Genomic DNA, 24,471 nt, shown 5'->3' with positions numbered 1-24,471 from the left:
TTCCCCGCAGGAGAGGCAAGCCGGGTCAGCGATACCGCCGCCCGGCTAAACGGCTACGAACGTTTATACAACGGCAGCCACAGCGTTAACCGCAACCCACCCAGCGGGCTGTCGTCGGCCTTCACCCAGCCGCGATGCTGCTGCATGGCGGTTTCAACAATCGCCAGACCCAACCCTGTGCCGCCAGATTCACGGTCACGCGCCTCGTCGGTACGGTAGAACGGACGGAAAATCTGTTCGCGGTCTTCCGGGCTTACCCCAGGACCATCGTCATCAACGATGATGGTGATCCCGTCTTTATCCACCGAGAAGGCTACCTCAATCTTCGTGTGCGAATAGCGCAGGGCGTTACGCACGATGTTCTCCAGCGCGCTTTCCAGCGTGTTGGGGTTACCGTACAGCGGCCATGGCCCCGGCGGGAAGTTGACGGTAAAGGATTTCCCCATCTGCTCCGCTTCGAACGCCGCGTTATCCAGCACTTCATGCCACAGGTGGTTGGCTTTCACAGTTTCGCTCACCAGCGCATTTTTCTGCTGATTGCGCGACATGACCAGCAGGTCGTTAATCATGCTGTCCAGACGATGCGCTTCCGTTTCAATACGTTCCAGCTCTTTGCTCTCACCGCTGCGGCGACGCAGCAGCGCGGTGCCGAGCTGTAAGCGCGTGAGCGGCGTGCGCAGCTCGTGCGAGATATCCGACAGCAGGCGTTGCTGTGCCGTCATCATGCGGTCGAGGGCGCTCACCATCTGGTTAAAACTGGTCCCGGCGGCAAGGAACTCCTGTGGACCGGCTTCCAGTTCAGGGTGTTGTCGCAGGTTACCCTGCGCCACTTCGTCCGCCGCGTTTTTCAGCTTACGCGCCGGTTTCGCCAGACTCCACGCCAGCCACAGCAGCAGCGGTGAGCTAACCAGCATGGTGACAATCAGCAGCAGAAGCGGACGGTCAAACAGCAGGTTGATGAAATCGGACTGGGAGTTGCTCGCCGGGCGGATCAGGTAAAGCTGGTAATTATCCTCGCCATCTCTGACGGAGAAGGGGCCCACCATCTCAACCCGACCGTATTTTTTCTTCTGAGGATGGTCGGCGTTATCCGCCTGACCAATGAAGTTACGGATGATCTGCATTTCATTGCGATCGGCGCCAATCACGCGCCCTTCGCTGGTCACCAGCAACAGGCGCTGTCCTGGCGGTGCCCATTTGTCGATAGCGCGAAACAGCCTGCGCCACCACATTAAATCGTTCGGCGGGTCGTTTGCCAGCTCGGCTTCCACGTGCTGCTCGATCATCACGCCCTGACGTTGCTCGCTGTCGAGAAGCTCCGTCATCTGGCGTGAGTCGAGTTTTGGCAACATCAAAACGAGCATTAAAACCAGTGCCAGCGTCAGCCAGAAAATGGCGAAGATGCGGGCTGTTAAGCTTCCTATCATGAAGCGGAAACCATCAGATAACCGCGACCACGCAGGGTTTTAAACCACGGGTGCCCGTCCTTGCGTTCCGGCAGCTTGCGGCGCAGGTTCGAGATATGCATATCGATGGCGCGATCAAACGGAGTGAGGCGTTTGCCAAGCACTTCCTGGCTCAAATGTTCACGCGATACCACCTGGCCGAGGTGCTGGGCCAGCAGGTACAGCAGGGTGAACTCGGTGCCAGTCAGTTCCAGCGTTTCACCGTCAAAACTCGCTTCCTGACGGCCCGGATTCAGGCTCAGGGAGTCGACTTCCAGCGTCGGTGAACTGTTGTCGCTGTTCTGCTGCTGTTCGCTCCAGTGAGAACGACGCAGGATAGCGCGAATACGGGCAACCAGTTCACGGTCGTTAAACGGCTTTGGTAAATAGTCATCCGCGCCCAGCTCAAGGCCAAGTACACGGTCAAGTTCGCTGCCGCGAGCGGTCAGCATAATTACGGGCGTCTGGTGTGTCTGGCGAAGCTCTTTCAACGTATCAATGCCGTTTTTCTTCGGCATCATAACGTCGAGCAAAAGTAAATCGATGCTGTCGTCAAGGAGACTCAGCGCCTGCTCGCCATCATGGGCAACCAGAACGTTGAAACCTTCCATGTCGAGCAACTCCTTTAAAAGGGATGTGAGCTCTCGGTCATCATCAACTAACAGGATTTTATTCATTGTTTAAATACCTCCGAGGCAGAAATTACGACATCAAGGCTATCTAATCCATGACTTTACGTTGTTTTACACCCCCTGACGCATGTTTGCAGCCTGAATCGTAGACTGTCTCTCGTTGAATCGCGACACGAAAGATTTTGGGAGCAAGTGATGCGCAAAGTTACCGCTGCCGTCATGGCCTCAACGCTGGCGTTCAGTACATTAAGCCAGGCCGCTGTAGCTATCCCCGGCGATAACGGGCCCTCAACGGAGGGGGCAACGCAGCACAGCAGCCAAAGCCATATGTTTGATGGCATAAGTTTAACCGAACATCAGCGTCAACAGATGCGAGATCTGATGCAGAGGGCACGACACGACCAGCCCCCTGTTAATGTTAGCGAAATGGAGACAATGCACCGCCTTGTCACCGCAGAAAAATTTGACGAAAGCGCTGTACGCGCTCAGGCCGAAAAAATGGCACAGGAGCAGGTTGCCCGCCAGGTAGAGATGGCGAAGGTCCGCAACCAGATGTTCCACCTGCTAACGCCCGAGCAGCAAGCGGTTTTGAACACAAGACATCAGCAGCGAATGGACCAGTTGCGTGAGGTTGCACGGATGCAGCGAAGCTCAGAAACAACGTTTTTCAGTAGCAATAGCAGTACCCGTAGTAACCAGTAAACCCTGTTTTCCTTGCCATAGACACCATCCCTGTCTTCCCCCACATGATGTGGGGGTTTTTTTTGCCCTTCATTCTGCTTTGTTAACCGTTTATTCATCCTTTGACTCCCCATGCTTCCGTTATACTAGCGGCATGACATGACAGGAGCGTTTATGAATCAATCCTATGGAAGACTGGTAAGTCGGGCAGCGATTGCAGCGACCATCGTGGCTTCAAGCCTGTTAGTGATTAAAATTTTTGCGTGGTGGTATACCGGCTCAGTCAGTATTCTCGCGGCGCTGGTGGACTCGTTGATGGATATTGCCGCCTCGCTGACTAACCTGCTGGTTGTGCGCTACTCGCTGCAACCGGCAGATGAAGAACACACGTTTGGGCACGGGAAAGCCGAGTCGCTGGCCGCGCTGGCGCAAAGCATGTTTATTTCCGGCTCCGCGCTGTTTCTGTTTTTAACCGGTATTCAGCATCTCGTCTCGCCGTCACCGATGAACGATCCCGGCGTGGGCGTGGTCGTGACGATTGTGGCACTTATATGCACACTTGTTCTGGTAACGTTCCAGCGCTGGGTTGTTCGCAAAACGCAAAGCCAGGCTGTACGGGCGGATATGCTTCATTATCAATCTGATGTTATGATGAATGGCGCTATTCTTATTGCGCTCGGTCTGGCCTGGTATGGCTGGCATCGGGCCGATGCGTTGTTTGCGTTAGGGATTGGCATCTATATTTTATATAGCGCCTTACGGATGGGGTATGAAGCGGTGCAATCGCTTCTGGACCGCGCCCTCCCGGACTCAGAACGTAATGAAATTTTTTCTATCGTGACCTCCTGGCCTGGTGTCAGAGGTGCACACGATCTTCGAACGCGGCAGTCAGGGCCGACCCGCTTTATTCAGATTCATATTGAAATGGAAGACAACCTGCCACTGGTTCAGGCTCACGTTATTGCTGAGCAGGTCGAGCAGGCGATTTTGCAGCGTTTTCCTGGTTCAGACGTCATTATTCACCAGGATCCCTGCTCGGTTGTACCCGGAGATGTTGAGCTTTCGTAATTGGTTGTAAAAAAGTGAGCCAGGCCAGCATTTTGTGTATAAATTACCGCCATTTGGTCTGACCTGAATCAATTCAGCTGGAAGTGATTGATATACTATTTGCAGTATTCGTTGGTCGATAAATTCTTCCGGCAACAGATTTCAATTTTGCATTCCTAAGTTCAGAGGTAGTCATGATTAAGAAAATCGGTGTGTTGACAAGCGGCGGTGATGCGCCGGGCATGAACGCGGCAATTCGTGGGGTTGTCCGTTCAGCGCTGACGGAAGGCCTGGAAGTTTTTGGTATCTATGATGGTTATCTGGGCCTGTATGAAGATCGCATGGTTCAGCTCGACCGTTACAGCGTGTCCGACATGATCAACCGTGGCGGTACCTTCCTCGGTTCTGCGCGCTTCCCGGAATTCCGTGATGAACACGTCCGTGAAGTGGCTATTGAGAACATGAAAAAACGTGGCCTCGACGCACTGGTTGTTATTGGTGGTGACGGCTCGTACATGGGTGCAAAACGTCTGACTGAAATGGGCTTCCCGTGCATCGGGCTGCCGGGTACGATCGACAACGACATCAAAGGCACTGACTACACCATCGGCTATTTCACCGCACTGGGCACCGTTGTTGAAGCGATTGACCGCCTGCGCGACACCTCTTCTTCCCACCAGCGTATCTCCATCGTGGAAGTGATGGGCCGTTACTGTGGTGACCTGACGCTGGCTGCGGCCATCGCCGGCGGTTGTGAGTTCGTGGTGGTTCCGGAAGTGGAATTCAGCCGTGAAGATCTGGTGGCTGAAATCAAAGCGGGTATCGCAAAAGGCAAGAAACACGCCATCGTAGCCATCACCGAGCATATCTGTGACGTTGACGAGCTGGCGAAGTACATCGAAACCGAAACCAAACGTGAAACGCGCGCTACCGTTCTGGGCCACATCCAGCGCGGGGGGTCCCCGGGTCCATACGACCGCATCCTGGCATCACGTATGGGTGCATACGCCATTGAACTGCTGCTGCAGGGTCATGGCGGTCGTTGCGTGGGTATTCAGAACGAAAAACTGGTTCACCATGACATCATCGACGCCATTGAAAACATGAAGCGTCCGTTCAAGGGTGACTGGCTGGACTGCGCAAAAAAACTGTACTGAGCGGTGACTTTCCCCCGGTCGCGCTGAGTTAACCGGGTCCGCAGTCCACGCGCATAAAGACCGGGTAAGGCGATATCGCCGCCCGGTTTTTTTATGCCTGCTCGTTTTTTATTCCTCTACGTTATAGCCAATCTTTTTTTATTCTTTAATCATTGGTTAGCTTTCTGGCACGCTGCAAGCATCAAAACACTACACAAGAGATCCGGGCGATGAATAAATGGGGCGTGGGGTTAACATTATTGCTGGCATCGACCAGCGTTCTGGCTAAGGACATCCAGTTACTGAACGTGTCATACGACCCGACGCGTGAGCTGTACGAGCAGTACAACAAAGCCTTCGCGGCACACTGGAAACAGGAAACCGGCGACAACGTGGTGGTGCGTCAGTCTCATGGTGGCTCCGGTAAGCAGGCGACTTCAGTCATCAACGGGATTGAAGCCGACGTGGTTACCCTAGCGCTGGCCTATGACGTCGACGCCATCGCCGAGCGTGGGCGTATCGATAAAAACTGGATCAAACGCCTGCCGGACAACTCTGCGCCTTACACCTCGACCATTGTTTTCCTGGTGCGTAAGGGCAACCCAAAACAAATTCATGACTGGAACGATTTGGTTAAGCCAGGCGTTTCCATTATCACCCCGAACCCGAAAAGCTCGGGTGGCGCACGCTGGAACTACCTGGCGGCCTGGGGCTACGCGCTGCATCACAACAACGGTGACCAGGCGAAAGCCCAGGCGTTCGTGAAAGCGCTGTATAAAAACGTTGAAGTGCTGGACTCGGGCGCACGTGGTGCCACGAACACCTTCGTTGAGCGTGGGATTGGCGACGTGCTGATCGCATGGGAAAACGAAGCCCTGCTCGCCACCCACGAACTGGGTAAAGACAAGTTCGAGATCGTTACGCCAGGCGAATCTATCCTCGCCGAACCTACCGTTTCTGTGGTTGATAAAGTGGTTGAGAAGAAAGAGACCAAAACGGTGGCGGAAGCGTACCTGAAGTATCTCTACTCGCCAGAAGGCCAGGAAATTGCGGCGAAAAACTACTATCGTCCACGCGATCCGGCAGTGGCGAAGAAATATGAAAGCGTCTTCCCGAAACTGAAGCTTTTCACCATTGATGAAGAGTTCGGCGGCTGGGCGAAAGCGCAGAAAGAGCACTTCTCTAACGGCGGAACTTTCGATCAGATCAGCAAGCGCTAAACGTTAGCAGGACAGACACGGTGACCCGGCGCGAGAAATCCGCCGGGTTTTTTATTTGGTCATCATTTTGCGTTACTCTTTCGCCACTATCGAAAACAGGGAACGCATTGTGAAAAAAATACTATTACTGATTCTGGTTGTCATCATTCTTGCCGCGGGTGGCTGGTACTGGATGAAAGCGGGTAATCCGAATGCGTTGCGTCATATCGTTCTCGACCAGTGTCTGCCGAATCAACTCCAGCACCGTAACCCGGCCCCGTGCGCGCAGGTGAAGCCTGATGCGGGTTATGTGGTGTTTAAAGACCGCAACGGGCCGCTGCAGTATCTCCTGATGCCGACTTACCGTATCAAAGGAACCGAAAGCCCGCTGTTGACCGAGCCGAATACGCCCAACTTCTTCTGGCTGGCCTGGCAGTCACGCAACTTTATGAGCATGAAGCGCGGGGCCGAGGTGCCGGACAGCGCAATTTCGCTCACCATTAACTCCCCGACAGGCCGTACGCAGAACCATTTTCATATCCATATCTCCTGCCTGCACCCGGACGTGCGCGAGAAGCTTAATGCCGCGCAGGGGCAAATCAGTACCCAGTGGTTACCGTTCCCGGGCGGGCTGGAAGGGCATGAGTACCTCGCCCGTCGCGTGACGGAAAATGAGCTGGTACAGCGCAGTCCGTTTATGATGCTGGCTGAAGAGCTGCCGGAAGCGCGTGACCATATGGGGCGCTTCGCGCTGGCCATGGCGCAGCAGTCGGATGGATCGTTTGTCTTACTGGCGACCGAACGTAACTTGCTGACCCTGAATCGCGCGTCGGCTGAGGAATTGCAGGATCATCAATGCGATATCCTGAAGTGATATCACCATAAATAGCGTTTACTCGTTCTGCCTGTCGCCGTAGACTTGCTGAAAAAAACGACAGGAGACAGGAATGTCGCTCTGGTTAACGCATCCTCTGTTTGTGCCCTCATTGATAGTCGGCGTCACCATCGTGCTGTGGGCGACGTCGCTATTGCCGGAATTTATCACCGCACTGCTGTTTTTCACGGCGGCGATGACCGCCAGAATCGCCCCGGCGGAGGTGATTTTTGGTGGTTTTGCCTCGTCTGCATTCTGGTTAGTGTTTAGCGGCTTCGTGCTGGGGGTGGCAATCCGTAAAACCGGTCTGGCGGACAGGGCCGCACGGGCACTGTCGGCAAAACTCACGGATTCGTGGGTATTGATGGTGGCAAGCGTGGTGGGGCTGAGCTACGCGCTGGCGTTTGTGATGCCGTCGAATATGGGCCGTATCGCGCTGCTGATGCCGATTGTCGCCGCCATGGCCAAAAGGGCCGCCATCCCCGACGGTTCCCGCGCGTGGTATGGCCTGGCGCTGGCCGTCGGGTTCGGAACCTTCCAGCTCTCGGCGACCATCCTGCCTGCCAACGTGCCGAATCTGGTGATGAGCGGCGCCGCGGAGGGCTCGTACGGGATCCATCTGAACTATGTCCCGTATCTGCTGCTGCATACACCCGTCCTCGGGATCCTGAAAGGGGGCATTCTGATCGGCCTGATCTGCTGGTTGTTCCCCGGCAGCCCGAAACCGGCAACCGATCTTACGCCGTCTGAACCGATGGGGCGGGATGAAAAACGTCTCGCCTGGCTGCTGGCGGTGGTGCTGGGGATGTGGGTGACAGAGAGCTGGCATGGCATTGGACCGGCGTGGACGGGCCTTGCGGCGTCGGTCATCGTCATGCTGCCACGCGTTGGGTTTATCACCGGTGAAGAGTTTTCTGCGGGAGTGAACATGCGCACCTGCATTTACGTGGCGGGGATTCTCGGGCTGGCGATTGTAGTGACCCAAACGGGTATCGGTTCCGCGGTGGGGGAGGCGTTATTGCGGATTATGCCGCTTGATGCCAGCAGACCGTTCACCAGCTTCCTGGCGCTTACCGGTATTACCACGGCGCTCAACTTCATTATGACCGCGAACGGTGTACCGGCGTTGTACACCACGCTGGCACAGAGTTTTTCGGACGCCACCGGTTTCCCGCTGTTGTCGGTGATCATGATTCAGGTACTGGGGTATTCCACGCCGCTGCTGCCGTATCAGGCGTCGCCGATTGTGGTGGCAATGGGTTTAGGGAAGGTGCCTGCAAAGGCGGGGATATTGCTCTGTCTGGCGCTGGCGATTGCAACGTATCTGGTGCTGCTGCCGCTGGATTATCTGTGGTTTAGCGTGCTGGGGAAAGTGTAATTTCCCTCCCCGGTGGGGGAGGGAAGTCGGTTTTTACGCCTGTTTAGCCGCTTCTGCTGCTTTAACGATCACCGCGAAAGCGTCAGCTTTCAGGGATGCACCGCCAACCAGCGCGCCATCGATGTCTGGCTGGGTGAACAGCTCAGCAGCGTTGGATGCGTTAACGGAACCGCCGTACTGAATAATTACCTGCTCAGCCACTTTCGCGTCCGCTTTAGCAATGTAGTCACGGATAAATTTGTGAACCGCCTGTGCCTGCGCAGGGGTCGCTGATTTGCCGGTACCGATCGCCCAGACGGGTTCGTACGCGATAACCGCGCCTTCGAATGCTGCAGCACCCTGCGTTTTCAGCACGGCGTCGATCTGACGAGCACACACTTCTTCCGTTTTGCCTGCTTCGTTTTCGGCTTCGGTTTCACCGATGCACAGAACCGGGATCAGACCCTGCTCTTTCAGCACCGCGAATTTCTTCGCGATAAATTCGTCGGATTCTTTGTGGTAAGTGCGACGCTCAGAGTGGCCGATGATGATGTATTTCGCGCCGATATCTTTCAGCATTTCAGCAGAGGTTTCACCGGTGAATGCGCCTGACAGGTTAACGTCAACGTTCTGTGCGCCCAGAATGATGTGGCTGCCGTCAGCGGCATGTTTAGCCAGATCCAGGTACATATCCGGCGGAGCGATAGCAACCGCGCAGCCCGTCACGCCCGCCAGCTCTTTACGCAGGTTCGCAACCAGTTCGTTTACCATGTGGCGGCTGCCGTTCAGTTTCCAGTTACCCATCACTAAAGGATGTCGCATTTCAATTCTCCACGCTAAATTAGCGAATTAAGGAATATGGCCGCCCTGTCGGGCAGCATGGTCTGTGAATCAGTATAGAGATTTTCCCTCGAAAGGCTTTGCTTTTTGTCATTAATTCGCCCCGCCGAGTGTGTCTGATAGTGCCAGCTTAATCGGTTCAACAGCGAAGGTCAGTCCTTTTTCGCCGTTATCTGCCACCACATAGCGTATGGCCCCTTCGGTATCGGCGTAGTAACGCTTATTTTTACCGGCAGTGAGGAGTTTTTGCAGCTTTTGCTGGCTTTGCTTTTTGGTCAGCGCGGGCGTAAAAGCCTGCAGTATCGCGCTCATGTACTCGAGCGCTTTTGCCTTAGCGGCTTTCTGCTCTGGCCCCTGAATCGGCAGCCAGGTTATCTGCATGCTTTTGATTTTTAGCGTGCCGCGCTCCAGCGCAGTGGAGGCATATAAATTCTCGTTAATCTTGCTCGCAGCCCGGGTCAGGGTTGGCGTATCCCGGGAGCTGTCAATGGCGCGGAATTCATCCAGCGGTAGCGTGGGGTTGGTTTTATTGAAGGTTTCACGAAACTGGCTGATTGACTGATCGAACGAGGGCGCACCTGCCAGCAGATAGGGGGCTGTCGTCGGGGCAGTGGTTTCGGCGGCGTGCAGGGGGACACCCGCGATGATCATCGCTAAACACAGGAAAAGAGAACGTGCCGAACTTTTCATCAACATTGCCCCTGGCCGTAAGTGTTCATGATTAAATCGATATCTGGTCGGCTTGTCAAAAGGTCACAACTCCAGGGTAAAATGCGCGCTATATGATAATAAGGAACCTTACATGACCATACAGCAGTGGTTGTTTTCATTCAAAGGGCGTATTGGACGCCGTGACTTCTGGATCTGGATGGCGACGTGGATCGTTGCCATGCTGCTTCTGTTTTTCGTGGCCTTCAACGCATGGCTCAGCACACAAACGGCGGCGTTTGCGCTGGTCTGTTTACTGTGGCCAACCGCGGCCGTGGTGGTGAAACGTCTGCACGATCGCGGCCGTTCCGGCGCGTGGGCTTTTCTGATTATTCTGGCGTGGATGCTGGTGGCCGGGAACTGGTCGATACTTCCGTCCATCCTTCCCTGGGTGGTGGGCAGACTGCTACCAACCATTATTTTTGTCATGATGGTGGTCGATCTGGGCGCGTTTATCGGCACCCAGAGCGAAAACAAATACGGCAAAGACACCCTTGAGGTGAAATACCGCTGATCACCAGTAGTGTTCGGCAGTCATATGGCCCGGCCGGCGGCGAAGATGTTTCGTCATCTGCCGGGTATCCTTCAGAAGCTGCTGCGTGTCGCGAACCATCTGCGGGTTGCCACACAGCATGACGTGGCTGGTTTCAGCGCTCATCGGCAAGCCAATTGCGTCTTCCAGTGCACCACTCTCAATCAATGCCGGCACGCGGCCCGTCAGTGAACCTGCTGCGGTTTCGCGGCTGACCACGGTCTGAATTTTCAGTTTCCCGCCGTACTGCTTTTCCAGCGCCTGCATCTGCGGAAGATAGCTCAAGTCTGCGGCATAGCGCGCGGCGTGAACCAGCACGATGTTTTTAAAGCGCTCAAGGTCTTTGCCGTACTGCAAAATAGAGAGATAGGGGCCAATGGCCGTGCCGGTTGCCAGCATCCAGAGGGTGTCGCAGTCCGGGATTTCGTCCAGTACGAAGAAACCGGCCGCTTCACTGACAATTTGCACATCGTCACCGGGCTTAAGCGCGGCAAGGCGTGGGCTGAGTTTGCCGTCCGGGACGGTGACCAGATAGAACTCGAGATCCGGGTTATCGGGGGCATTAACGTAGGAATAGGCGCGCTGCACGCGCTCGCCGTCAACATCCAGCCCCAGCTTCGCAAATTGCCCGGCCGTAAACGGATGGACGGGAGCATGCAGGGTGAGACTAAATAGCGCATCGGTCCAGAACTGTATCTTTGTGACTTTACCTGTTACCCAGTCCGCCATGATCTTCTCCTGTGCTTTTTCTCTGTTCTATCTTCCGGACTTGTGGTGAAGATTTCCAGCCCATTTGGGCCGGAAAGCTCTATCGATCAAACGGTTTTACAGAATGTGCGCCTGTACGTCAGGGTCTTTACGATCCAGATAGTGAACAGACTGAATGCGGCGAATGGTGCGCGATTTACCGCGGATCAGCAGGGTTTCGGTGGTGGCCATATTGCCCTTACGGGTGATGCCATCCAGCAGGTCACCTTTGGTGATGCCGGTTGCGGAGAAGACAACGTTGTCGCTGCGCGCCATGTCATCCAGCGCAAGCACCTTGTTGGCTTCAATACCCATCGCTTCGCAGCGTGCCAGCTCTTCTTCCCCAATACGGCGATTCTCTTCGCTGTCGCCTTTGACTTCATGACGGGGCAACAGACGGGCCTGCATGTCGCCATCCAGAGCGCGGATCACCGCGGCGGAGACCACACCTTCCGGCGCGCCGCCAATGCCGTAAAGCACATCCACTTCGCTGTCTGGCATGCAGGTCAGGATAGACGCTGCCACGTCGCCATCCGGGATGGCAAAGACGCGAACACCGAGCTGTTGCATCTGGGCAATGGTGGCATCGTGGCGCGGTTTCGCCAGAATGGTCACGGTGAGCGCGCTAAGCGGTTTTTCCAGCGCCCTGGCAACGTTACGCAGATTCTCTTCCAGCGGCAGGCTCAGGTCGATAGCCCCTTTGGCACCGGGGCCGACAATCAGCTTTTCCATGTACATATCCGGTGCGTTGAGGAAACAGCCTTTGTCCCCTACCGCCAGCACGGCCAGCGCGTTGGCCTGGCCCATTGCCGTCATGCGGGTACCCTCAATCGGGTCGACGGCGATATCCACGGCATCACCTTTGCCGGTGCCCACTTTCTCACCGATATAGAGCATTGGCGCTTCGTCGATCTCGCCTTCGCCAATGACGATGGTGCCATCGATATTGACCTGGTTAAGCACAATGCGCATGGCATGGACAGCCGCACCGTCTGCGGTATTTTTGTCGCCACGGCCGAGCCATTTATAGCCCGCCAGTGCGGCAGCTTCGGTAACGCGGGAAAACTCGATAGCCAGTTCACGTTTCATGAGGTACTCGTGCAATCAAAAGGAATTGCACGAAGTTTATCACAGAGTGGGGGCGGGTGCGGTCGGTCCCCTCTCCCCGGCGGGGAGAGGGGACGGGAGAAATTACTGCTCGTGCTCTTCCCACGCCAGGGCGCGTTTCACCGCTTTCTTCCAGCCGCTGTAGCGGTAGTTACGCTCAGTGGTTTCGATGCCAGGGCGGAATTCGCGTTCGATAACCGCTTTTTCCTGCAGTTCATCCAGATTCTGCCAGAAGCCGACAGCCAGACCTGCAAGATACGCCGCACCCAGCGCGGTGACTTCACGAACTTCCGGGCGCTCTACGCGGGTGCCCAGAATGTCGGACTGGAACTGCATCAGGAAGTTGTTGGCAACGGCGCCGCCGTCCACGCGCAGGGCGTGCAGACGGATGCCGGAGTCAGCCTGCATCGCTTCCAGTACGTCGCGCGTCTGATAAGCGATGGATTCCAGCGTAGCGCGGATAATGTGGTTCGAGTTTACCCCACGGGTCAGGCCGAAAATCGCGCCGCGTGCATACGGGTCCCAGTAGGGTGCGCCCAGACCGGTAAAGGCCGGAACCACATACACACCGTTGGTGTCCTTCACTTTGGTTGCGAAATACTCGGAGTCAAACGCATCGCTGATGAGTTTCATCTCGTCACGCAGCCACTGAATAGACGCACCTGCCATGAACACCGCACCTTCCAGCGCATAGTTCACTTCACCGCGTGGGCCGCAGGCGATGGTGGTCAGCAAGCCGTTTTCTGATTTCACCGCTTTCTCACCGGTGTTCATCAGCATAAAGCAGCCGGTACCGTAGGTGTTTTTCGCCATCCCTTCCTTAACGCACAGCTGGCCAAACAGCGCCGCCTGCTGGTCACCGGCAATACCGGCAATTGGAATACGCGTGCCGCCTTTGCCGCCGATATTGGTCTGACCGTAAACTTCAGAAGATTTACGGACTTCTGGCAACATCGCGCGCGGGATATCCAGCGCGTCCAGCATCTTGTCATCCCACTCCAGGGTATTGATGTTGAACAGCATGGTGCGCGAGGCGTTGGTGTAATCAGTGACGTGGACACGCCCCTGGGTCATCTTCCAGATAAGCCAGGTGTCGACGGTACCGAACAGCAGCTCACCGCGTTTTGCACGTTCACGTGAACCCTCAACGTGGTCGAGGATCCATTTCACTTTGGTACCGGAGAAATACGGGTCAACGACCAGACCGGTTGCGCTACGCACATAGTCTTCCATACCGTCGCGCTTCAGCTGTTCGCAGATTTCTGACGTACGGCGGCACTGCCAGACGATGGCATTGTAAATGGGCTTACCGGTTTCGCGCTCCCAGACGATAGTGGTTTCACGCTGGTTGGTAATACCGATAGCGGCAATCTCGTCGGAACTGATATCGGCTTTCGCCAGCACTTCTACCAGCGTGGAGCTTTGTGAAGCCCAGATCTCCATAGGATCGTGTTCAACCCAGCCTGGACGAGGATAGATTTGCTCAAATTCGCGCTGTGACACGCTGACGATATTCGCGTCATGATCCATTACGACAGCGCGGGAGCTGGTAGTGCCCTGGTCGAGCGCAACGATATATTTTTTTTCGGTCATGGTATGTGTCCCGTAGTCAGATTACAGCGAAGCTTTTTGTTGTGCGGTAGAAGTCGTTTCCTTCTCCTCTTCCACACAGGTGTCGCACGGTAAATGGCGACCAATTAATTTGCGGTAGCTAAATGCACCCAGCGCAGCCCCGACAACCGGTGCAAACAGCGGTACCAGGAAGTAAGGGATATCTTTACCGCCGGTGAAGGCCACGTCGCCCCATCCTGCGATAAAGGCAAAAGCTTTAGGTCCGATATCACGCGCCGGGTTCATCGCAAACCCAGTCAGCGGGCCCATGGATGCGCCGATCACCGCAATCAGCAGGCCAATCAGCAGCGGTGCCAGCGGGCCGCGCGGAATGCCGTTTCCGTCGTCGGTCAGCGCCAGGATAACGCCCATCAGAATAGCGGTAATCACCATTTCAACTGCGAACGCCTGCACAAAATTGATATGCGGGTTGGGATAGGTTGAGAAAATGCCTGCCAGATCCAGACTTTCGACACTGCCACGCACCATATGATGTGTCTGTTCGAAGTCGATGAAAAGATTGTAATAAAGCCCGTAAACTAACGCCGCTGCGCAAAACGCGCCGGCAAACTGAGAAAGGATGAAGGGAACAACTTTGCGTCCGTCGAAGCACGCGAACAGCCACAGCGCGATGGTCACCGCCGGGTTAAGATGTGCGCCGGAAACCCCTGCGGTCAGGTAGATGGCCATCGCCACGCCCAGACCCCAGATAATACTGATTTCCCACTGACCGAAACTGGCACCCGCCACTTTCAGTGCAGCAACACAGCCCACTCCGAAGAATATCAACAACCCGGTACCAAGGAACTCGGCAATGCACTGGCCTTTTAAGGTTGATGTCTGACTCATAATCGGAATCCTGAAGAAATTGATGTTTATTGTTAGCATGACCGCCCGTGACAGCCACGATGCCCTGTAGACATAGTGTTAATTTATCGTTAACGAGCAAAAACGAGAAATATCGAAATCAAAATGTGTGGTCTGCGTCAATAAAATGAGCGTTTTCGCGCCATAAAGCGCATTTTTACACCAATAGCAAAATGTGAGCTGAATCATTTCATTAACGAATCAGTTAACAATTTAGGGGTATATGCCGCGAACGCACCAGGACGAGGCCGAAAAGTGTTGCAAACCACGATCTGCGCGGTCTGCCGCTGGACAGGGGCGACGGGGCTTCATACAATCGGCATATCTGTTGTGCGCGTTTACGTTAAAGCGTCGCCTTGCAATTCAGGAGAGGTAGGATCATGTCTTTAGAAGTGTTTGAGAAACTGGAATCGAAAGTACAGCAGGCGATTGACACCATCACGCTGCTGCAGATGGAAATTGAAGAGCTGAAAGAGAAGAACAACAGCCTGGCGCAGGAAGTTCAGAACGCCCAGCACAGCCGTGAAGAACTGGAGCGCGAAAACAACCAGCTGCGTGAACAGCAGAATGGCTGGCAGGATCGTCTGCAGGCGCTGCTGGGGCGTATGGAAGAAGTGTAATTTCTTTCGGGAAATGCAGAACAGGCCGGGTAAGGCGTCGCCGCCACCCGGCTTTTTTTATTACTCGATATCCAGCGGATCTTCGGAAAGGATAATCCCGGTGTTATCGGCATAGAGATGGTCACCGGAGAAGAAGGTCACGCCGCCGAAATTGACGCGCACGTCGCTTTCGCCGATACCTTCACCCGCAGCACCCACCGGAATGGCCGCGATAGCCTGAATGCCAATGTCCAGGTCTTCGAGATCGTCCACCTGGCGCACTGAGCCATACACCACGATGCCTTCCCACTCGTTCTGTACGGCAAGACGGGCGAGCTCAGCATCAATGAGGGCACGACGTACGGAGCCCCCGCCATCAACCAGCAAAACGCGGCCACGGCCGTTCTGTTCGAGCAGATCATAGAGCAACCCGTTATCCTCGAAACATTTCACCGTGACGATTTGTCCGCCAAACGACGACCGCCCACCAAAGTTGGAGAACAGCGGTTCAACGACGTTGACATCTTCCTGGTAGATGTCACAAAGCTCGGAGGTATCGTATTTCATAGGTTTAACGCTCAGTTGCTGCGAATGTGTTCAGTATATCGTGCTAAATGCGTTGTTGGCAAAATCATCAATTGTTAATTGATATTTGTCAGTTAACCCAGCGTCTGACTTAAGACAATCCCGATGACGAACAACAGGTTAGTCAGCAGTGCCCCTTTTACCGTACGCTCCAGCATTGGCGGCATGGCCGCAGGACTGAGTTCACGCATGACGAATCGCGCCTGCTTAATCAGCAGCGGTGCGGCGAGTACAAACAGCCAGCCCCATATGCTGTGCAGCGAGATAACGTTAAACAGCGCCAGGCACAGCAGAGCGCCCAGCAGCAGACACGCATGATAACGGCGTGCATTAACGGGCCCCAGACGCACGGCCAGCGTGTTTTTGCCGTTCTCACGGTCGCTGTCGATATCGCGCAGGTTGTTGATGTTAAGCACCGCCGTCGCCAGCATGCCGCAGGCGGTTGCCGGCAGGAACAGGGCCGGGATCAGGGTATGTGCCTGTAAGTATCCGCTCCCCATCACGCTCAGCCAGCCGAAGAACACCAGCACGGAGATATCACCCAGCCCAATATACCCGTAAGGGCGGGTACCGACGGTATAGGTAATGGCGGCAATAATGGCGAGCAGACCCAGTACCAGGAAACCAATGAAATCGCTGGGGGTTTTAGACGCGACCGTTACCAGCGCCAGGCCGGAAAGACAAATCAGCGCCACGGTGATGATCAGCGCGCGCTTCATCTGCGCCTGGGTAATGACCCCTTTCTGCATACCGCGCAGTGGCCCGATACGGTCGGGTTTGTCGCTGCCTTTAACCGCATCGCCATAGTCGTTGGCGAGATTGGAGAGAATTTGCAGCAGACCGGCGGTAATCAGTGCCAGTCCGGCAACCAGCGGATCGAAATAGCCTTGCCACCAGGCAAGCGCCGTACCGACGATAATGGCGGCAAAGGCCAGAGGAAGAGTTTTAGGGCGCAGACTTTCGAGCCACGCCTGAGTACGGCTGATGTCAGTCATAGTAATTTAGCCAATAAAAATGGGGGCATTAGCCCCCATTAAACGTGATGAGAATGCAGTAACCGCGATTATAGGATAAAACGGCTCAGATCTTCATCTGCCACTAACGCATCCAGGTGTTTACCCACATATTCTGCGTCAATGGTAATGCTTTGACCGTTCAGGTCGCTCGCATCATAAGAGATATCTTCCATCAGGCGCTCCAGCACGGTGTGCAGACGACGAGCACCGATGTTCTCGGTGGTTTCGTTGACCTGCCAGGCGGCCTGGGCGATGCGTTTGATACCGTCTTCAGTGAACTCGATGTTCACACCTTCGGTTGCCATCAGCGCTTTGTACTGTACGGTCACAGAGGCATTTGGCTCGGTCAGGATGCGTTCGAAATCTTCAGTGGTCAGCGCCTGCAGCTCCACGCGAATCGGCAGACGACCCTGCAGCTCTGGGATCAGGTCAGACGGTTTCGCCACCTGGAATGCGCCAGAGGCGATAAACAGGATGTGGTCCGTTTTGACCATACCGTGTTTGGTGGAGACGGTGCAGCCTTCAACCAGCGGCAGCAGGTCGCGCTGAACGCCTTCACGGGAGACATCCGGGCCTGAGGATTCGCCACGCTTACAGATTTTGTCGATTTCGTCGATAAACACGATACCGTGCTGCTCAACCGCGTCGATAGCATCCTGCTTCAGCTCTTCCGGGTTCACCAGTTTCGCCGCTTCTTCTTCGATCAGCAGCTTCATCGCGTCTTTGATTTTCAGCTTACGCGCTTTCTGCTTCTGGCCGCCCAGGTTCTGGAACATGGACTGCAGCTGGCTGGTCATCTCTTCCATGCCAGGCGGTGCCATGATTTCCACACCCATAGGGGCAGCAGCAAGATCGATCTCAATCTCTTTGTCGTCCAGCTCGCCTTCACGCAGTTTTTTGCGGAACGCCTGACGCGCCGCTGACGGCTCAGCCTGCTGTTCAGCCTGGCCCCAGTTGTTTTTCGCCGGTGGGATCAGGACGTCAAGAATGCGCTCTTCCGCCATCTCTTCGGCACGGTAGCGGTTTTTCTCAATCGCCTGGACGCGCACCATTTTGATCGCCGAGTCGGTCAGATCGCGAATGATGGAGTCCACTTCTTTACCCACATAGCCCACTTCGGTGAACTTGGTGGCTTCGACTTTGATGAACGGGGCGTTAGCCAGTTTCGCCAGACGACGGGCGATTTCGGTTTTACCGACACCGGTCGGGCCGATCATCAGAATGTTTTTTGGCGTCACTTCATGGCGCAGCTCTTCTTCGAGCTGCATGCGGCGCCAGCGGTTACGCAGGGCAATAGCCACGGAACGCTTGGCGTTGTCCTGGCCGATAATATGTTTGTCCAGTTCGCTGACAATTTCGCGTGGGGTCATTTCAGACATGGGAGATCCTTACGCTTTAGACGGTAATTCTTCGATGGTGTGGTTGTGGTTGGTATAGATGCAGATATCACCTGCAATATCCAACGCCTTCACCGCGATATCGCGCGCGTTCATGTCGGTATTTTCCAACAGCGCACGGGCTGCAGCCTGGGCGTACGGGCCACCAGAGCCAATAGCAATCAGATCGTTTTCAGGCTGAATGACGTCACCGTTACCGGTGATGATAAGCGAAGCGGTTTCATCGGCCACCGCCAGCAGCGCTTCAAGTTTGCGCAGCATGCGATCGGTACGCCAGTCTTTCGCCAGCTCAACGGCGGCTTTCACCAGGTGACCCTGGTGCATTTCCAGTTTGCGTTCAAACAGTTCGAACAGCGTGAAGGCGTCAGCCGTGCCGCCTGCAAAACCGGCGATCACTTTGTCGTTGTATAAACGACGAACTTTCTTCACGTTGCCTTTCATTACGGTATTACCCAGCGTGGCCTGGCCATCACCGGCGATTACCACGTGGCCGTTACGGCGTACACTTACTATTGTTGTCACGAGCAGACCCCCTGGTTACAGAATCGGGAAACAGAAGCCCTGAGCCTGTGCTCAGGGCTGAATAGAATGATAGATGGGGGGGAATTTGGGGGTTTCAACCCCCGGTAGCGAGTCGAATGCAGTTTGTGTGTCCCGCCACTTTCAAACGGGAAATGGTTCCGTCAGCATTTTCTTTGCCTTTGACCGGGCCAATCACCACGCGATTCCAGCCGTTATTGGTGGTAATGCGTGAATCAAATCCTTCAAAAGCCAGCTGTGCGCGCACCGTTTCCGCCTGCTCAGCACCTTTGAATGAACCACATTGGACCATCCAGCGGCGTTCGTCTTTTTTCTCAGCAGTCTGCTTCGGCGCATCGGTCTCTTTAGTTACCGGTGCGGCCTGCTGCGTTTTCGGCTGCTGCGCAGTGGTATGCGCCGGCGTCTGCAGCAGATCCTGGTACGGCTGAGCCGCCTGTTTCTGCGGCTGGGCCTTCGGCGGTTGCTGCACTGGCTGGGACTGCGCCGTTCGCGTTTGCTGCTGATACGGCTGTTCCGTCACCCGCGGCTGCGTTTTAGGCTGCTGCACTGGCTGGGTTTGCGCCCACTGCTGTTGTTGCTGTTGTTGCTGCTGTTGCTGTTGGAGCTGCTGCTGCGCCTGACGACGCTGCAGCGTTTGCTGGCGCTGTTCCGGCGTCTGCTCGTTCCACGGCACTTCGTTCAGCTGCGTAGGCTGCTGGCGCATATCGGCCTGCATTTGTGCCAGCAACTGACGCTGTTCATCCGTCAACTGGCTGGCATTTTGCACTTCACCACCCGCTGAAGGTTCGGTCGGCGCACGTACGCCAGGCTGACGGCTTTCCAGCTCTTTGATATAGCGCCAGCGCTCTTCAGGCTTCGGCGGGAGGCCGTTTCCGGCAACCTTGCTGGCCTGAAGCGCCTCGGACTCTTCTTTTTTATGGTGCGTGATAAAGTACAGACCACCAATAAAGGCCACGACTACAGCCGCAGCAATAGCGACCATCGCTGGCGAGACAGCAGGCAGGTTACGTTGCTTTTTCCTTGAGCTACTCTTTTTGCGTCGCGAAGGTGCCGGCTGGCCGCGACGTACATAATCTCGTTGTGCCACTATCGTTTCGCTGTATTTATTCGTTCGTCAGCCCGCCATGTTACTTAAGCGGCGGGGCTTTGACCAGATAAGGGTGTCTGAAAGACATTTACTTTAAGTCAATGCCTGGGTAGAACCGCGCACAATCAATTCACAGTCCAGCAACCGCGAGCCGCTGTTAACTGTTTGACCATGCAGCTGATCCAGCAGAAGAAGCATCGCTTCACGCCCAATATCATAGCGCGGCTGCGCCACGGTCGAGAGTGGAGGATCGCAAAATTCTGACAGCGAAATATTATCGAATCCGATGATCGACAAATCTTTCGGTATGCGCAGGCCGCGGCGCTTCGCATACGATAATGCCCCCAGTGCCATCACATCGCTGTGACAGAACACCGCGGTCGGCGGCTCGGGCAGATCCAGCAGCTTCTCCAGCGCCTGTCCACCGGCTTCAAAGGTGAAATCCCCGCGAGCAATGTAGTGCGGGTCGACGGTGACGCCGGTACGGCGCAGCGCCTGAACGTAGCCCTGCAGGCGGTAGTGGCACAATGGCATCTCTTCCGGCCCGGCAATGCAGCCAATACGCTTGTGCCCCAGCTCCTGAAGATAGTTGACGGCGTTGAACGCGGCGGTCAGGTTATCAATATGTACCGTCGGCAGCTCCAGCTCGGGTGCAAACTCGTTGGCCATCACCATCGGCGGTAAATTGCGCTGCTCTTCAATGCTGGCATCAAACGGCAGGCGAGACCCAAGCAGCAACATGCCGTCGATCTGCTTGGTGATAATGAGGTCGATAAAGGTTTTTTCCTGCTGGTTCTGGTGAGCACAGTCGCCAATCAGCACCAGATAACCTTGCTCTGCCGCCGTCACTTCGATACCGCGAATAATCTCGCTGAAGAAGGGATCGCAGATGTCCGGCACAATCACCAGGATGGTGCGCGACTCATTGCGTTTAACGTTTCGTCCCATCGCCTGCGGGAAATAGCCCACTTCCAGCGCAGCCTGCTCTACCCGGTTACGGGTCGCCTGGGAGACTTTATCCGGGTTCATTAATGCGCGGGACACGGTTGCCGTAGAGACTTGTGCTTTCTGGGCAACGTCTTTCATGGTCGCCGTGGCAACCTCTTTCCTGGACTTCAACGTCTTCTCCTCGCCTGAACACCGAACTTCTGACGCCACCATTTTTACAGATAGTTAATGGAATCGGTTACAGAATTTTCATAAAAAGTGTGAGGAGCGTTAAATTTTTCGATCCGTCTTCAGCCTTCGATAGGATCAACGTCCAGTACCCACTTCACTTTGCGCGCTTCCGGTAGGGTATTGATCAGCACCAGCGCGCCGCTGACGATATGTTGCAGGCGGATGCGCGAAGGGTGCTGGAGCAAAATCTGCCAGCGGAAACGTCCACCACGCTTTGGTGCCAGCGCCGGCACCGGCCCCAGTATCCACAGCGGGTTATCCACCAGCGGACTGGCCTGCAGGAGGTTTCTCAGCTGCTGCAGGAAAAGCGGTGCCTGCTGGTTGTTGTGATCTTCTGCGCGAATGATGACGTGGCTGGTCCACGGCGGAAGCTGCATCGTCTGGCGTTCTGCCAGCGCCTGCTCCGCAAACGCGTCATAGCCTTTATGCAGCAGGGTTTGCAGTAACGGATGTTCAGGATGGTGGGTCTGTAAAACCACCTCACCCTGTTTGCCTGCGCGACCGGCACGTCCGGCAACCTGGGTATAAAGCTGGGCAAAACGTTCTGCTGAGCGAAAATCGGCCGAAAACAGCGCGCCGTCTACGTCCAGCAGGGCGACCAGCGTTACGTCCGGGAAGTGGTGCCCTTTGGCCAGCATCTGCGTGCCAATCAGAATGCGTGCGCCACCGCGATGCACTTCCGCCAGCTGCTGTTCCAGCGCCCCTTTGCGGCTGGTAGTGTCACGGTCGATGCGGGAAAGAGGAACGTCAGGGAAGAAAGGCTTAAGGGCCTCTTCTAGTTGCTCCGTCCCCAGGCCGACCGGCACGATATGCGTTGAGCCACATGACGGACACTGGCGTGGTACCGGCCGCTGGCTGTCGCAGTGGTGGCAGCGCAAATGGCGCTGGGCCTGATGGAACGTGTAGTAGTGGTCGCAGCGCGGGCATTCGGCAATCCAGCCGCAGTCGTGACACAGCAGCGCCGGGGCAAACCCGCGGCGGTTAAGGAACAAAATGACCTGATTACCGGCCTGCAAATGCTGGCGCATCCGGGTGATAAGCGCAGGCGCTAACCCCGCCTGCACCTGCTGGCCTTTTAGATCCAGCACATGCTGAATAGCAGGGCGCGCGTTCCCTGCGCGCCGCGTCAGGCGCAGCATGTGGTATTTACGCTGGCGAACGTTATGCAGCGTTTCGAGGGCGGGCGTCGCGGAGCCAAGAATAATCGGGATTTGCTCGCTGTGGGCGCGATAAACGGCCAGATCGCGGGCGTGATAGCGCCAGCCTTCCTGTTGCTTATAGGAGCTGTCATGCTCTTCATCGATGACGATAACGCCGAGGTTTTTAAACGGCGTAAACAGTGAGGAACGGGTGCCAATCACAATCGCCGCTTCGCCGTTTTTGGCTTTCAGCCAGGCGCTGAGGCGCTCGCTGTCGTTCAGGCCCGAGTGTAACACTTCAACCGGCGCATTAAACCGCTCGCGAAAACGGGCGATGGTTTGTGGTGTAAGGCCGATTTCCGGAACCATCACCAGCGCCTGTTTACCCTGCGCAAGCACGTTTTCCAGTACGCTGAGATACACTTCTGTTTTGCCGGAGCCGGTGACCCCTGCCAGTAGCCAGGCGGAGAAATGATCGGAGGCGCTGTGAATGGCTCCTACGGCGGTGGCCTGCTCGGTGTTGAGTCGCAGACGATCCCCTGAAACGGAGAAACTGTCCCGCCAGTCATAAAGGGCAGGCGCCTCGCTTGCCAGTTCGCTCAGCCCTTTTTTGCGCAGGGCCTGTAGCGCCGTTTCACTCACCTCAAGCTCGTCAACCTGATGTCGCCAGATTTTCCCCTGACGCAAAGCCGCCAGCGCCTGCTGCTGTTTCTGCGAGCGTTTCAGGCTATTGATATCGACCGCCTGACCCTCTTCAGTGGCAAACCAGTACCACAGGGGAGCGTGGCTGGCACTTTTACCCTGACGAAGCATAACAGGCAGGGCGTGGAACAGGACATCGCCGATGGGGTGATGGTAGTAATCTGCCGCCCACAGCAGGAGCCGCCAGATGCTGGTGGAGAACACGGGCTCGCTGTCCAGTACCTCCGCGACGGCTTTCAGCTCATTGAGCGGCAATTCGCTCTTATCGCTCACCGACACCACAATCCCAATACGCTGCTGTTTGCCAAATGGCACGGTCACGCGACAGCCCGCTTTGGCGCTCATGCTGTCAGGCAGCAGATAGTCAAAGGTGCGGGGAAGCGGAACGGGCAGGGCAACGTGAGCGACGGGCATCGAATCTTCCTGACTTGAAAAGTGGCGCGTTAGTATACACATTAGTGAAAGCGGCGTGCGGATCAGTTTGCATACGTTGGTCAAATTCTGTATGATTCGCCGCCTTTGGTGTACTTTACGCCAAAGAACTTACATTCAACATCGCGTGGTGTCTGGCGTTAGGGCTGGAAGAGCGACGCGGCCTTAACTGAGGTTCTCCCATGAAAAAAGATATTCACCCGAAATACGAAATGATTACTGCAAACTGTTCTTGCGGTAACTCTATCCAGATCCGCTCTACCGTGGGTCACGATCTGAACCTGGACGTGTGCGGCAAATGCCACCCGTTCTACACTGGTAAGCAGCGTGATGTTGCAACCGGTGGCCGTGTTGACCGCTTCAACAAGCGTTTCAGCATCCCGGGCGCTAAGTAAGTTTCCCGAAAAAAAGGCACCGCAAGGTGCCTTTTTTGTATCCGCTTCTCAGTATTCCCACGTATCCGGGTCGATACCCAGTTCACGCATGATCACCTTCGCCTCTTCAGGAATTTCATCACTACGCTCTTTGCGCAGATCTTCATCGTTTGGCAACGGTTGACCGGTAAACGCATGCAGAAACGCTTCGCACAGCAGTTCGCTGTTGGTCGCGTGGCGCAGGTTGTTCACCTGACGACGCGTACGTTCATCGGTGAGGATCTTCAACACCTTCAGAGGAATGGAAACCGTAATTTTCTTTACTTGCTCACTCTTCTTACCGTGCTCAGCGTATGGGCTGATATATTCGCCGCTCCATTCAGCCATGAGATACCTTTAATCCTCTCAGTCATTAATCTAAAGGTGCAAAACCCGTCATCGCCAGTTTTGACCGTAATCCAGCGTAGTTTACCGTATAGACGATACCGTGGCACGGATATTGCCGCTGCAGCGTGCACTAAAGCATATAATTTTAACGGCTATTTGCGCATTGCTCAATCTATACGCAAAGAAGTTTAGATGTCCAGATGTATTGACGTCCATACTTTCAGTGTTTACTCTGGTGCCTGACTTTTCAC

Annotated in this window: 25 protein-coding genes; 9 read left to right on the top strand and 16 right to left on the bottom strand. The window is 55.4% G+C overall.

Annotated features, from left to right (window positions below; all coding sequences use genetic code 11):
* Positions 1-53: 53 nt before the first annotated feature.
* Both cpxA and cpxR read right to left on the bottom strand, forming a co-directional pair.
* Positions 54-1,427, bottom strand: a complete 1,374-nt coding sequence (cpxA, locus tag BJ887_RS00705; RefSeq protein ID WP_010436910.1) for an envelope stress sensor histidine kinase CpxA — start codon at positions 1,425-1,427, stop codon at positions 54-56.
* Positions 1,424-2,122: an envelope stress response regulator transcription factor CpxR gene (gene cpxR, locus BJ887_RS00700; protein WP_014172213.1), complete on the bottom strand. Its 699-nt coding sequence runs from the start codon at positions 2,120-2,122 to the stop codon at positions 1,424-1,426. The genes cpxA and cpxR overlap by 4 nt, the downstream gene beginning before the upstream one ends.
* 150 nt (positions 2,123-2,272) lie before the next feature.
* On the opposite strand from cpxR, the gene cpxP reads away from it, so the two are divergent.
* From cpxP to BJ887_RS00670, 6 genes are all read left to right on the top strand, one after another.
* Positions 2,273-2,779 (top strand): cell-envelope stress modulator CpxP, encoded by a 507-nt coding sequence (cpxP, locus tag BJ887_RS00695; protein WP_020883960.1) that lies wholly within the window; start codon positions 2,273-2,275, stop codon positions 2,777-2,779.
* A 153-nt stretch (positions 2,780-2,932) separates the two neighbouring features.
* Positions 2,933-3,826 (top strand): CDF family cation-efflux transporter FieF, encoded by an 894-nt coding sequence (gene fieF / locus BJ887_RS00690; RefSeq protein ID WP_121339050.1) that lies wholly within the window; start codon positions 2,933-2,935, stop codon positions 3,824-3,826.
* Positions 3,827-3,999: 173 nt separating this feature from the next.
* Positions 4,000-4,962 carry a 6-phosphofructokinase gene (gene pfkA / locus BJ887_RS00685; protein WP_014172210.1) on the top strand — a complete coding sequence of 321 codons (963 nt, stop codon included), beginning with the start codon at positions 4,000-4,002 and terminating at the stop codon, positions 4,960-4,962.
* Between the two features lie 209 nt (positions 4,963-5,171).
* Positions 5,172-6,161: a sulfate ABC transporter substrate-binding protein gene (locus tag BJ887_RS00680; protein WP_032679243.1), complete on the top strand. Its 990-nt coding sequence runs from the start codon at positions 5,172-5,174 to the stop codon at positions 6,159-6,161.
* Between the two features lie 109 nt (positions 6,162-6,270).
* Complete coding sequence (locus tag BJ887_RS00675; RefSeq protein WP_121339048.1) at positions 6,271-7,014, top strand: CDP-diacylglycerol diphosphatase; 744 nt, start codon at positions 6,271-6,273, stop codon at positions 7,012-7,014.
* A 73-nt stretch (positions 7,015-7,087) separates the two neighbouring features.
* Positions 7,088-8,392 (top strand): SLC13 family permease, encoded by a 1,305-nt coding sequence (locus BJ887_RS00670; RefSeq protein ID WP_121339046.1) that lies wholly within the window; start codon positions 7,088-7,090, stop codon positions 8,390-8,392.
* A gap of 33 nt (positions 8,393-8,425) precedes the next feature.
* Here BJ887_RS00670 and tpiA read toward each other — a convergent pair whose 3' ends face one another.
* Both tpiA and BJ887_RS00660 read right to left on the bottom strand, forming a co-directional pair.
* Positions 8,426-9,193 carry a triose-phosphate isomerase gene (gene tpiA / locus BJ887_RS00665; RefSeq protein ID WP_121339044.1) on the bottom strand — a complete coding sequence of 256 codons (768 nt, stop codon included), beginning with the start codon at positions 9,191-9,193 and terminating at the stop codon, positions 8,426-8,428.
* Between the two features lie 111 nt (positions 9,194-9,304).
* A complete protein-coding gene (locus BJ887_RS00660; RefSeq protein WP_121339042.1) occupies positions 9,305-9,901 on the bottom strand; it encodes a DUF1454 family protein in 597 nt (198 codons plus the stop codon).
* Between the two features lie 112 nt (positions 9,902-10,013).
* Between BJ887_RS00660 and BJ887_RS00655 the strand changes: the two genes are divergently transcribed.
* Positions 10,014-10,433, top strand: coding sequence for a DUF805 domain-containing protein (locus BJ887_RS00655; RefSeq protein ID WP_025202755.1), 420 nt, complete (start codon positions 10,014-10,016; stop codon positions 10,431-10,433).
* Here the strand turns inward: BJ887_RS00655 and fpr are convergent, their stop codons facing one another.
* The 4 genes from fpr to BJ887_RS00635 all read right to left on the bottom strand — a co-directional run bounded on the left by fpr (position 10,434) and on the right by BJ887_RS00635 (position 14,765).
* Positions 10,434-11,180, bottom strand: a complete 747-nt coding sequence (gene fpr / locus BJ887_RS00650) for a ferredoxin--NADP(+) reductase (RefSeq protein WP_014172203.1) — start codon at positions 11,178-11,180, stop codon at positions 10,434-10,436. It abuts the gene before it with no gap.
* A 96-nt stretch (positions 11,181-11,276) separates the two neighbouring features.
* Entirely contained in the window at positions 11,277-12,287 is a 1,011-nt protein-coding gene (gene glpX, locus BJ887_RS00645; RefSeq protein ID WP_040018287.1) for a class II fructose-bisphosphatase, read from the bottom strand.
* Between the two features lie 102 nt (positions 12,288-12,389).
* Positions 12,390-13,898, bottom strand: a complete 1,509-nt coding sequence (gene glpK, locus BJ887_RS00640) for a glycerol kinase GlpK (RefSeq protein WP_014172201.1) — start codon at positions 13,896-13,898, stop codon at positions 12,390-12,392.
* 21 nt (positions 13,899-13,919) lie between these two features.
* On the bottom strand, positions 13,920-14,765 hold the full coding sequence (locus BJ887_RS00635) for an MIP/aquaporin family protein (protein ID WP_014885705.1): 846 nt from the start codon (positions 14,763-14,765) through the stop codon (positions 13,920-13,922).
* Between the two features lie 398 nt (positions 14,766-15,163).
* Here BJ887_RS00635 and zapB point away from each other — a divergent pair, with 398 nt between their 5' ends.
* On the top strand, positions 15,164-15,403 hold the full coding sequence (gene zapB / locus BJ887_RS00630) for a septal ring assembly protein ZapB (RefSeq protein ID WP_008501806.1): 240 nt from the start codon (positions 15,164-15,166) through the stop codon (positions 15,401-15,403).
* A 60-nt stretch (positions 15,404-15,463) separates the two neighbouring features.
* On the opposite strand, the gene rraA is transcribed toward zapB, so the two are convergent.
* The 7 genes from rraA to priA all read right to left on the bottom strand — a co-directional run bounded on the left by rraA (position 15,464) and on the right by priA (position 23,441).
* Positions 15,464-15,949, bottom strand: a complete 486-nt coding sequence (rraA, locus tag BJ887_RS00625; protein ID WP_014172197.1) for a ribonuclease E activity regulator RraA — start codon at positions 15,947-15,949, stop codon at positions 15,464-15,466.
* A 92-nt stretch (positions 15,950-16,041) separates the two neighbouring features.
* Positions 16,042-16,962: a 1,4-dihydroxy-2-naphthoate polyprenyltransferase gene (menA, locus tag BJ887_RS00620; RefSeq protein WP_014172196.1), complete on the bottom strand. Its 921-nt coding sequence runs from the start codon at positions 16,960-16,962 to the stop codon at positions 16,042-16,044.
* 68 nt (positions 16,963-17,030) lie between these two features.
* Positions 17,031-18,362 carry an HslU--HslV peptidase ATPase subunit gene (gene hslU, locus BJ887_RS00615; RefSeq protein WP_014172195.1) on the bottom strand — a complete coding sequence of 444 codons (1,332 nt, stop codon included), beginning with the start codon at positions 18,360-18,362 and terminating at the stop codon, positions 17,031-17,033.
* A gap of 9 nt (positions 18,363-18,371) precedes the next feature.
* Entirely contained in the window at positions 18,372-18,902 is a 531-nt protein-coding gene (gene hslV, locus BJ887_RS00610) for an ATP-dependent protease subunit HslV (RefSeq protein ID WP_014172194.1), read from the bottom strand.
* A gap of 94 nt (positions 18,903-18,996) precedes the next feature.
* Positions 18,997-20,007 (bottom strand): cell division protein FtsN, encoded by a 1,011-nt coding sequence (gene ftsN / locus BJ887_RS00605; protein WP_047356277.1) that lies wholly within the window; start codon positions 20,005-20,007, stop codon positions 18,997-18,999.
* A 93-nt stretch (positions 20,008-20,100) separates the two neighbouring features.
* On the bottom strand, positions 20,101-21,126 hold the full coding sequence (gene cytR, locus BJ887_RS00600) for a DNA-binding transcriptional regulator CytR (RefSeq protein ID WP_020883949.1): 1,026 nt from the start codon (positions 21,124-21,126) through the stop codon (positions 20,101-20,103).
* Positions 21,127-21,245: 119 nt separating this feature from the next.
* Complete coding sequence (gene priA / locus BJ887_RS00595) at positions 21,246-23,441, bottom strand: primosomal protein N' (RefSeq protein WP_047356278.1); 2,196 nt, start codon at positions 23,439-23,441, stop codon at positions 21,246-21,248.
* Between the two features lie 200 nt (positions 23,442-23,641).
* Between priA and rpmE the strand changes: the two genes are divergently transcribed.
* Positions 23,642-23,854, top strand: a complete 213-nt coding sequence (gene rpmE / locus BJ887_RS00590; RefSeq protein ID WP_003862040.1) for a 50S ribosomal protein L31 — start codon at positions 23,642-23,644, stop codon at positions 23,852-23,854.
* A gap of 48 nt (positions 23,855-23,902) precedes the next feature.
* On the opposite strand, the gene metJ is transcribed toward rpmE, so the two are convergent.
* Positions 23,903-24,220, bottom strand: coding sequence for a met regulon transcriptional regulator MetJ (metJ, locus tag BJ887_RS00585; RefSeq protein WP_007369220.1), 318 nt, complete (start codon positions 24,218-24,220; stop codon positions 23,903-23,905).
* Between the last annotated feature and the right edge of the window lie 251 nt (positions 24,221-24,471).

Source organism: Enterobacter sp. WPR_3_1 (assembly GCF_003635055.1).
GTDB classification, from domain to species: domain Bacteria; phylum Pseudomonadota; class Gammaproteobacteria; order Enterobacterales; family Enterobacteriaceae; genus Enterobacter; species Enterobacter ludwigii.
This window is presented reverse-complemented; position numbering and strand designations above follow the sequence as displayed.

Bases quoted from the DNA above. Each gene is read 5' to 3' on its own strand.
- cpxA (WP_010436910.1), bottom strand. From the start codon at position 1,427: ATGATAGGAAGCTTAACAGCCCGCATCTTCGCCATTTTCTGGCTGACG.
- cpxR (WP_014172213.1), bottom strand. From the start codon at position 2,122: ATGAATAAAATCCTGTTAGTTGATGATGACCGAGAGCTCACATCCCTT.
- cpxP (WP_020883960.1), top strand. From the start codon at position 2,273: ATGCGCAAAGTTACCGCTGCCGTCATGGCCTCAACGCTGGCGTTCAGT.
- fieF (WP_121339050.1), top strand. From the start codon at position 2,933: ATGAATCAATCCTATGGAAGACTGGTAAGTCGGGCAGCGATTGCAGCG.
- pfkA (WP_014172210.1), top strand. From the start codon at position 4,000: ATGATTAAGAAAATCGGTGTGTTGACAAGCGGCGGTGATGCGCCGGGC.
- BJ887_RS00680 (WP_032679243.1), top strand. From the start codon at position 5,172: ATGAATAAATGGGGCGTGGGGTTAACATTATTGCTGGCATCGACCAGC.
- BJ887_RS00670 (WP_121339046.1), top strand. From the start codon at position 7,088: ATGTCGCTCTGGTTAACGCATCCTCTGTTTGTGCCCTCATTGATAGTC.
- tpiA (WP_121339044.1), bottom strand. From the start codon at position 9,193: ATGCGACATCCTTTAGTGATGGGTAACTGGAAACTGAACGGCAGCCGC.
- BJ887_RS00660 (WP_121339042.1), bottom strand. From the start codon at position 9,901: ATGAAAAGTTCGGCACGTTCTCTTTTCCTGTGTTTAGCGATGATCATC.
- BJ887_RS00655 (WP_025202755.1), top strand. From the start codon at position 10,014: ATGACCATACAGCAGTGGTTGTTTTCATTCAAAGGGCGTATTGGACGC.
- fpr (WP_014172203.1), bottom strand. From the start codon at position 11,180: ATGGCGGACTGGGTAACAGGTAAAGTCACAAAGATACAGTTCTGGACC.
- glpX (WP_040018287.1), bottom strand. From the start codon at position 12,287: ATGAAACGTGAACTGGCTATCGAGTTTTCCCGCGTTACCGAAGCTGCC.
- glpK (WP_014172201.1), bottom strand. From the start codon at position 13,898: ATGACCGAAAAAAAATATATCGTTGCGCTCGACCAGGGCACTACCAGC.
- BJ887_RS00635 (WP_014885705.1), bottom strand. From the start codon at position 14,765: ATGAGTCAGACATCAACCTTAAAAGGCCAGTGCATTGCCGAGTTCCTT.
- zapB (WP_008501806.1), top strand. From the start codon at position 15,164: ATGTCTTTAGAAGTGTTTGAGAAACTGGAATCGAAAGTACAGCAGGCG.
- rraA (WP_014172197.1), bottom strand. From the start codon at position 15,949: ATGAAATACGATACCTCCGAGCTTTGTGACATCTACCAGGAAGATGTC.
- menA (WP_014172196.1), bottom strand. From the start codon at position 16,962: ATGACTGACATCAGCCGTACTCAGGCGTGGCTCGAAAGTCTGCGCCCT.
- hslU (WP_014172195.1), bottom strand. From the start codon at position 18,362: ATGTCTGAAATGACCCCACGCGAAATTGTCAGCGAACTGGACAAACAT.
- priA (WP_047356278.1), bottom strand. From the start codon at position 23,441: ATGCCCGTCGCTCACGTTGCCCTGCCCGTTCCGCTTCCCCGCACCTTT.
- rpmE (WP_003862040.1), top strand. From the start codon at position 23,642: ATGAAAAAAGATATTCACCCGAAATACGAAATGATTACTGCAAACTGT.
- metJ (WP_007369220.1), bottom strand. From the start codon at position 24,220: ATGGCTGAATGGAGCGGCGAATATATCAGCCCATACGCTGAGCACGGT.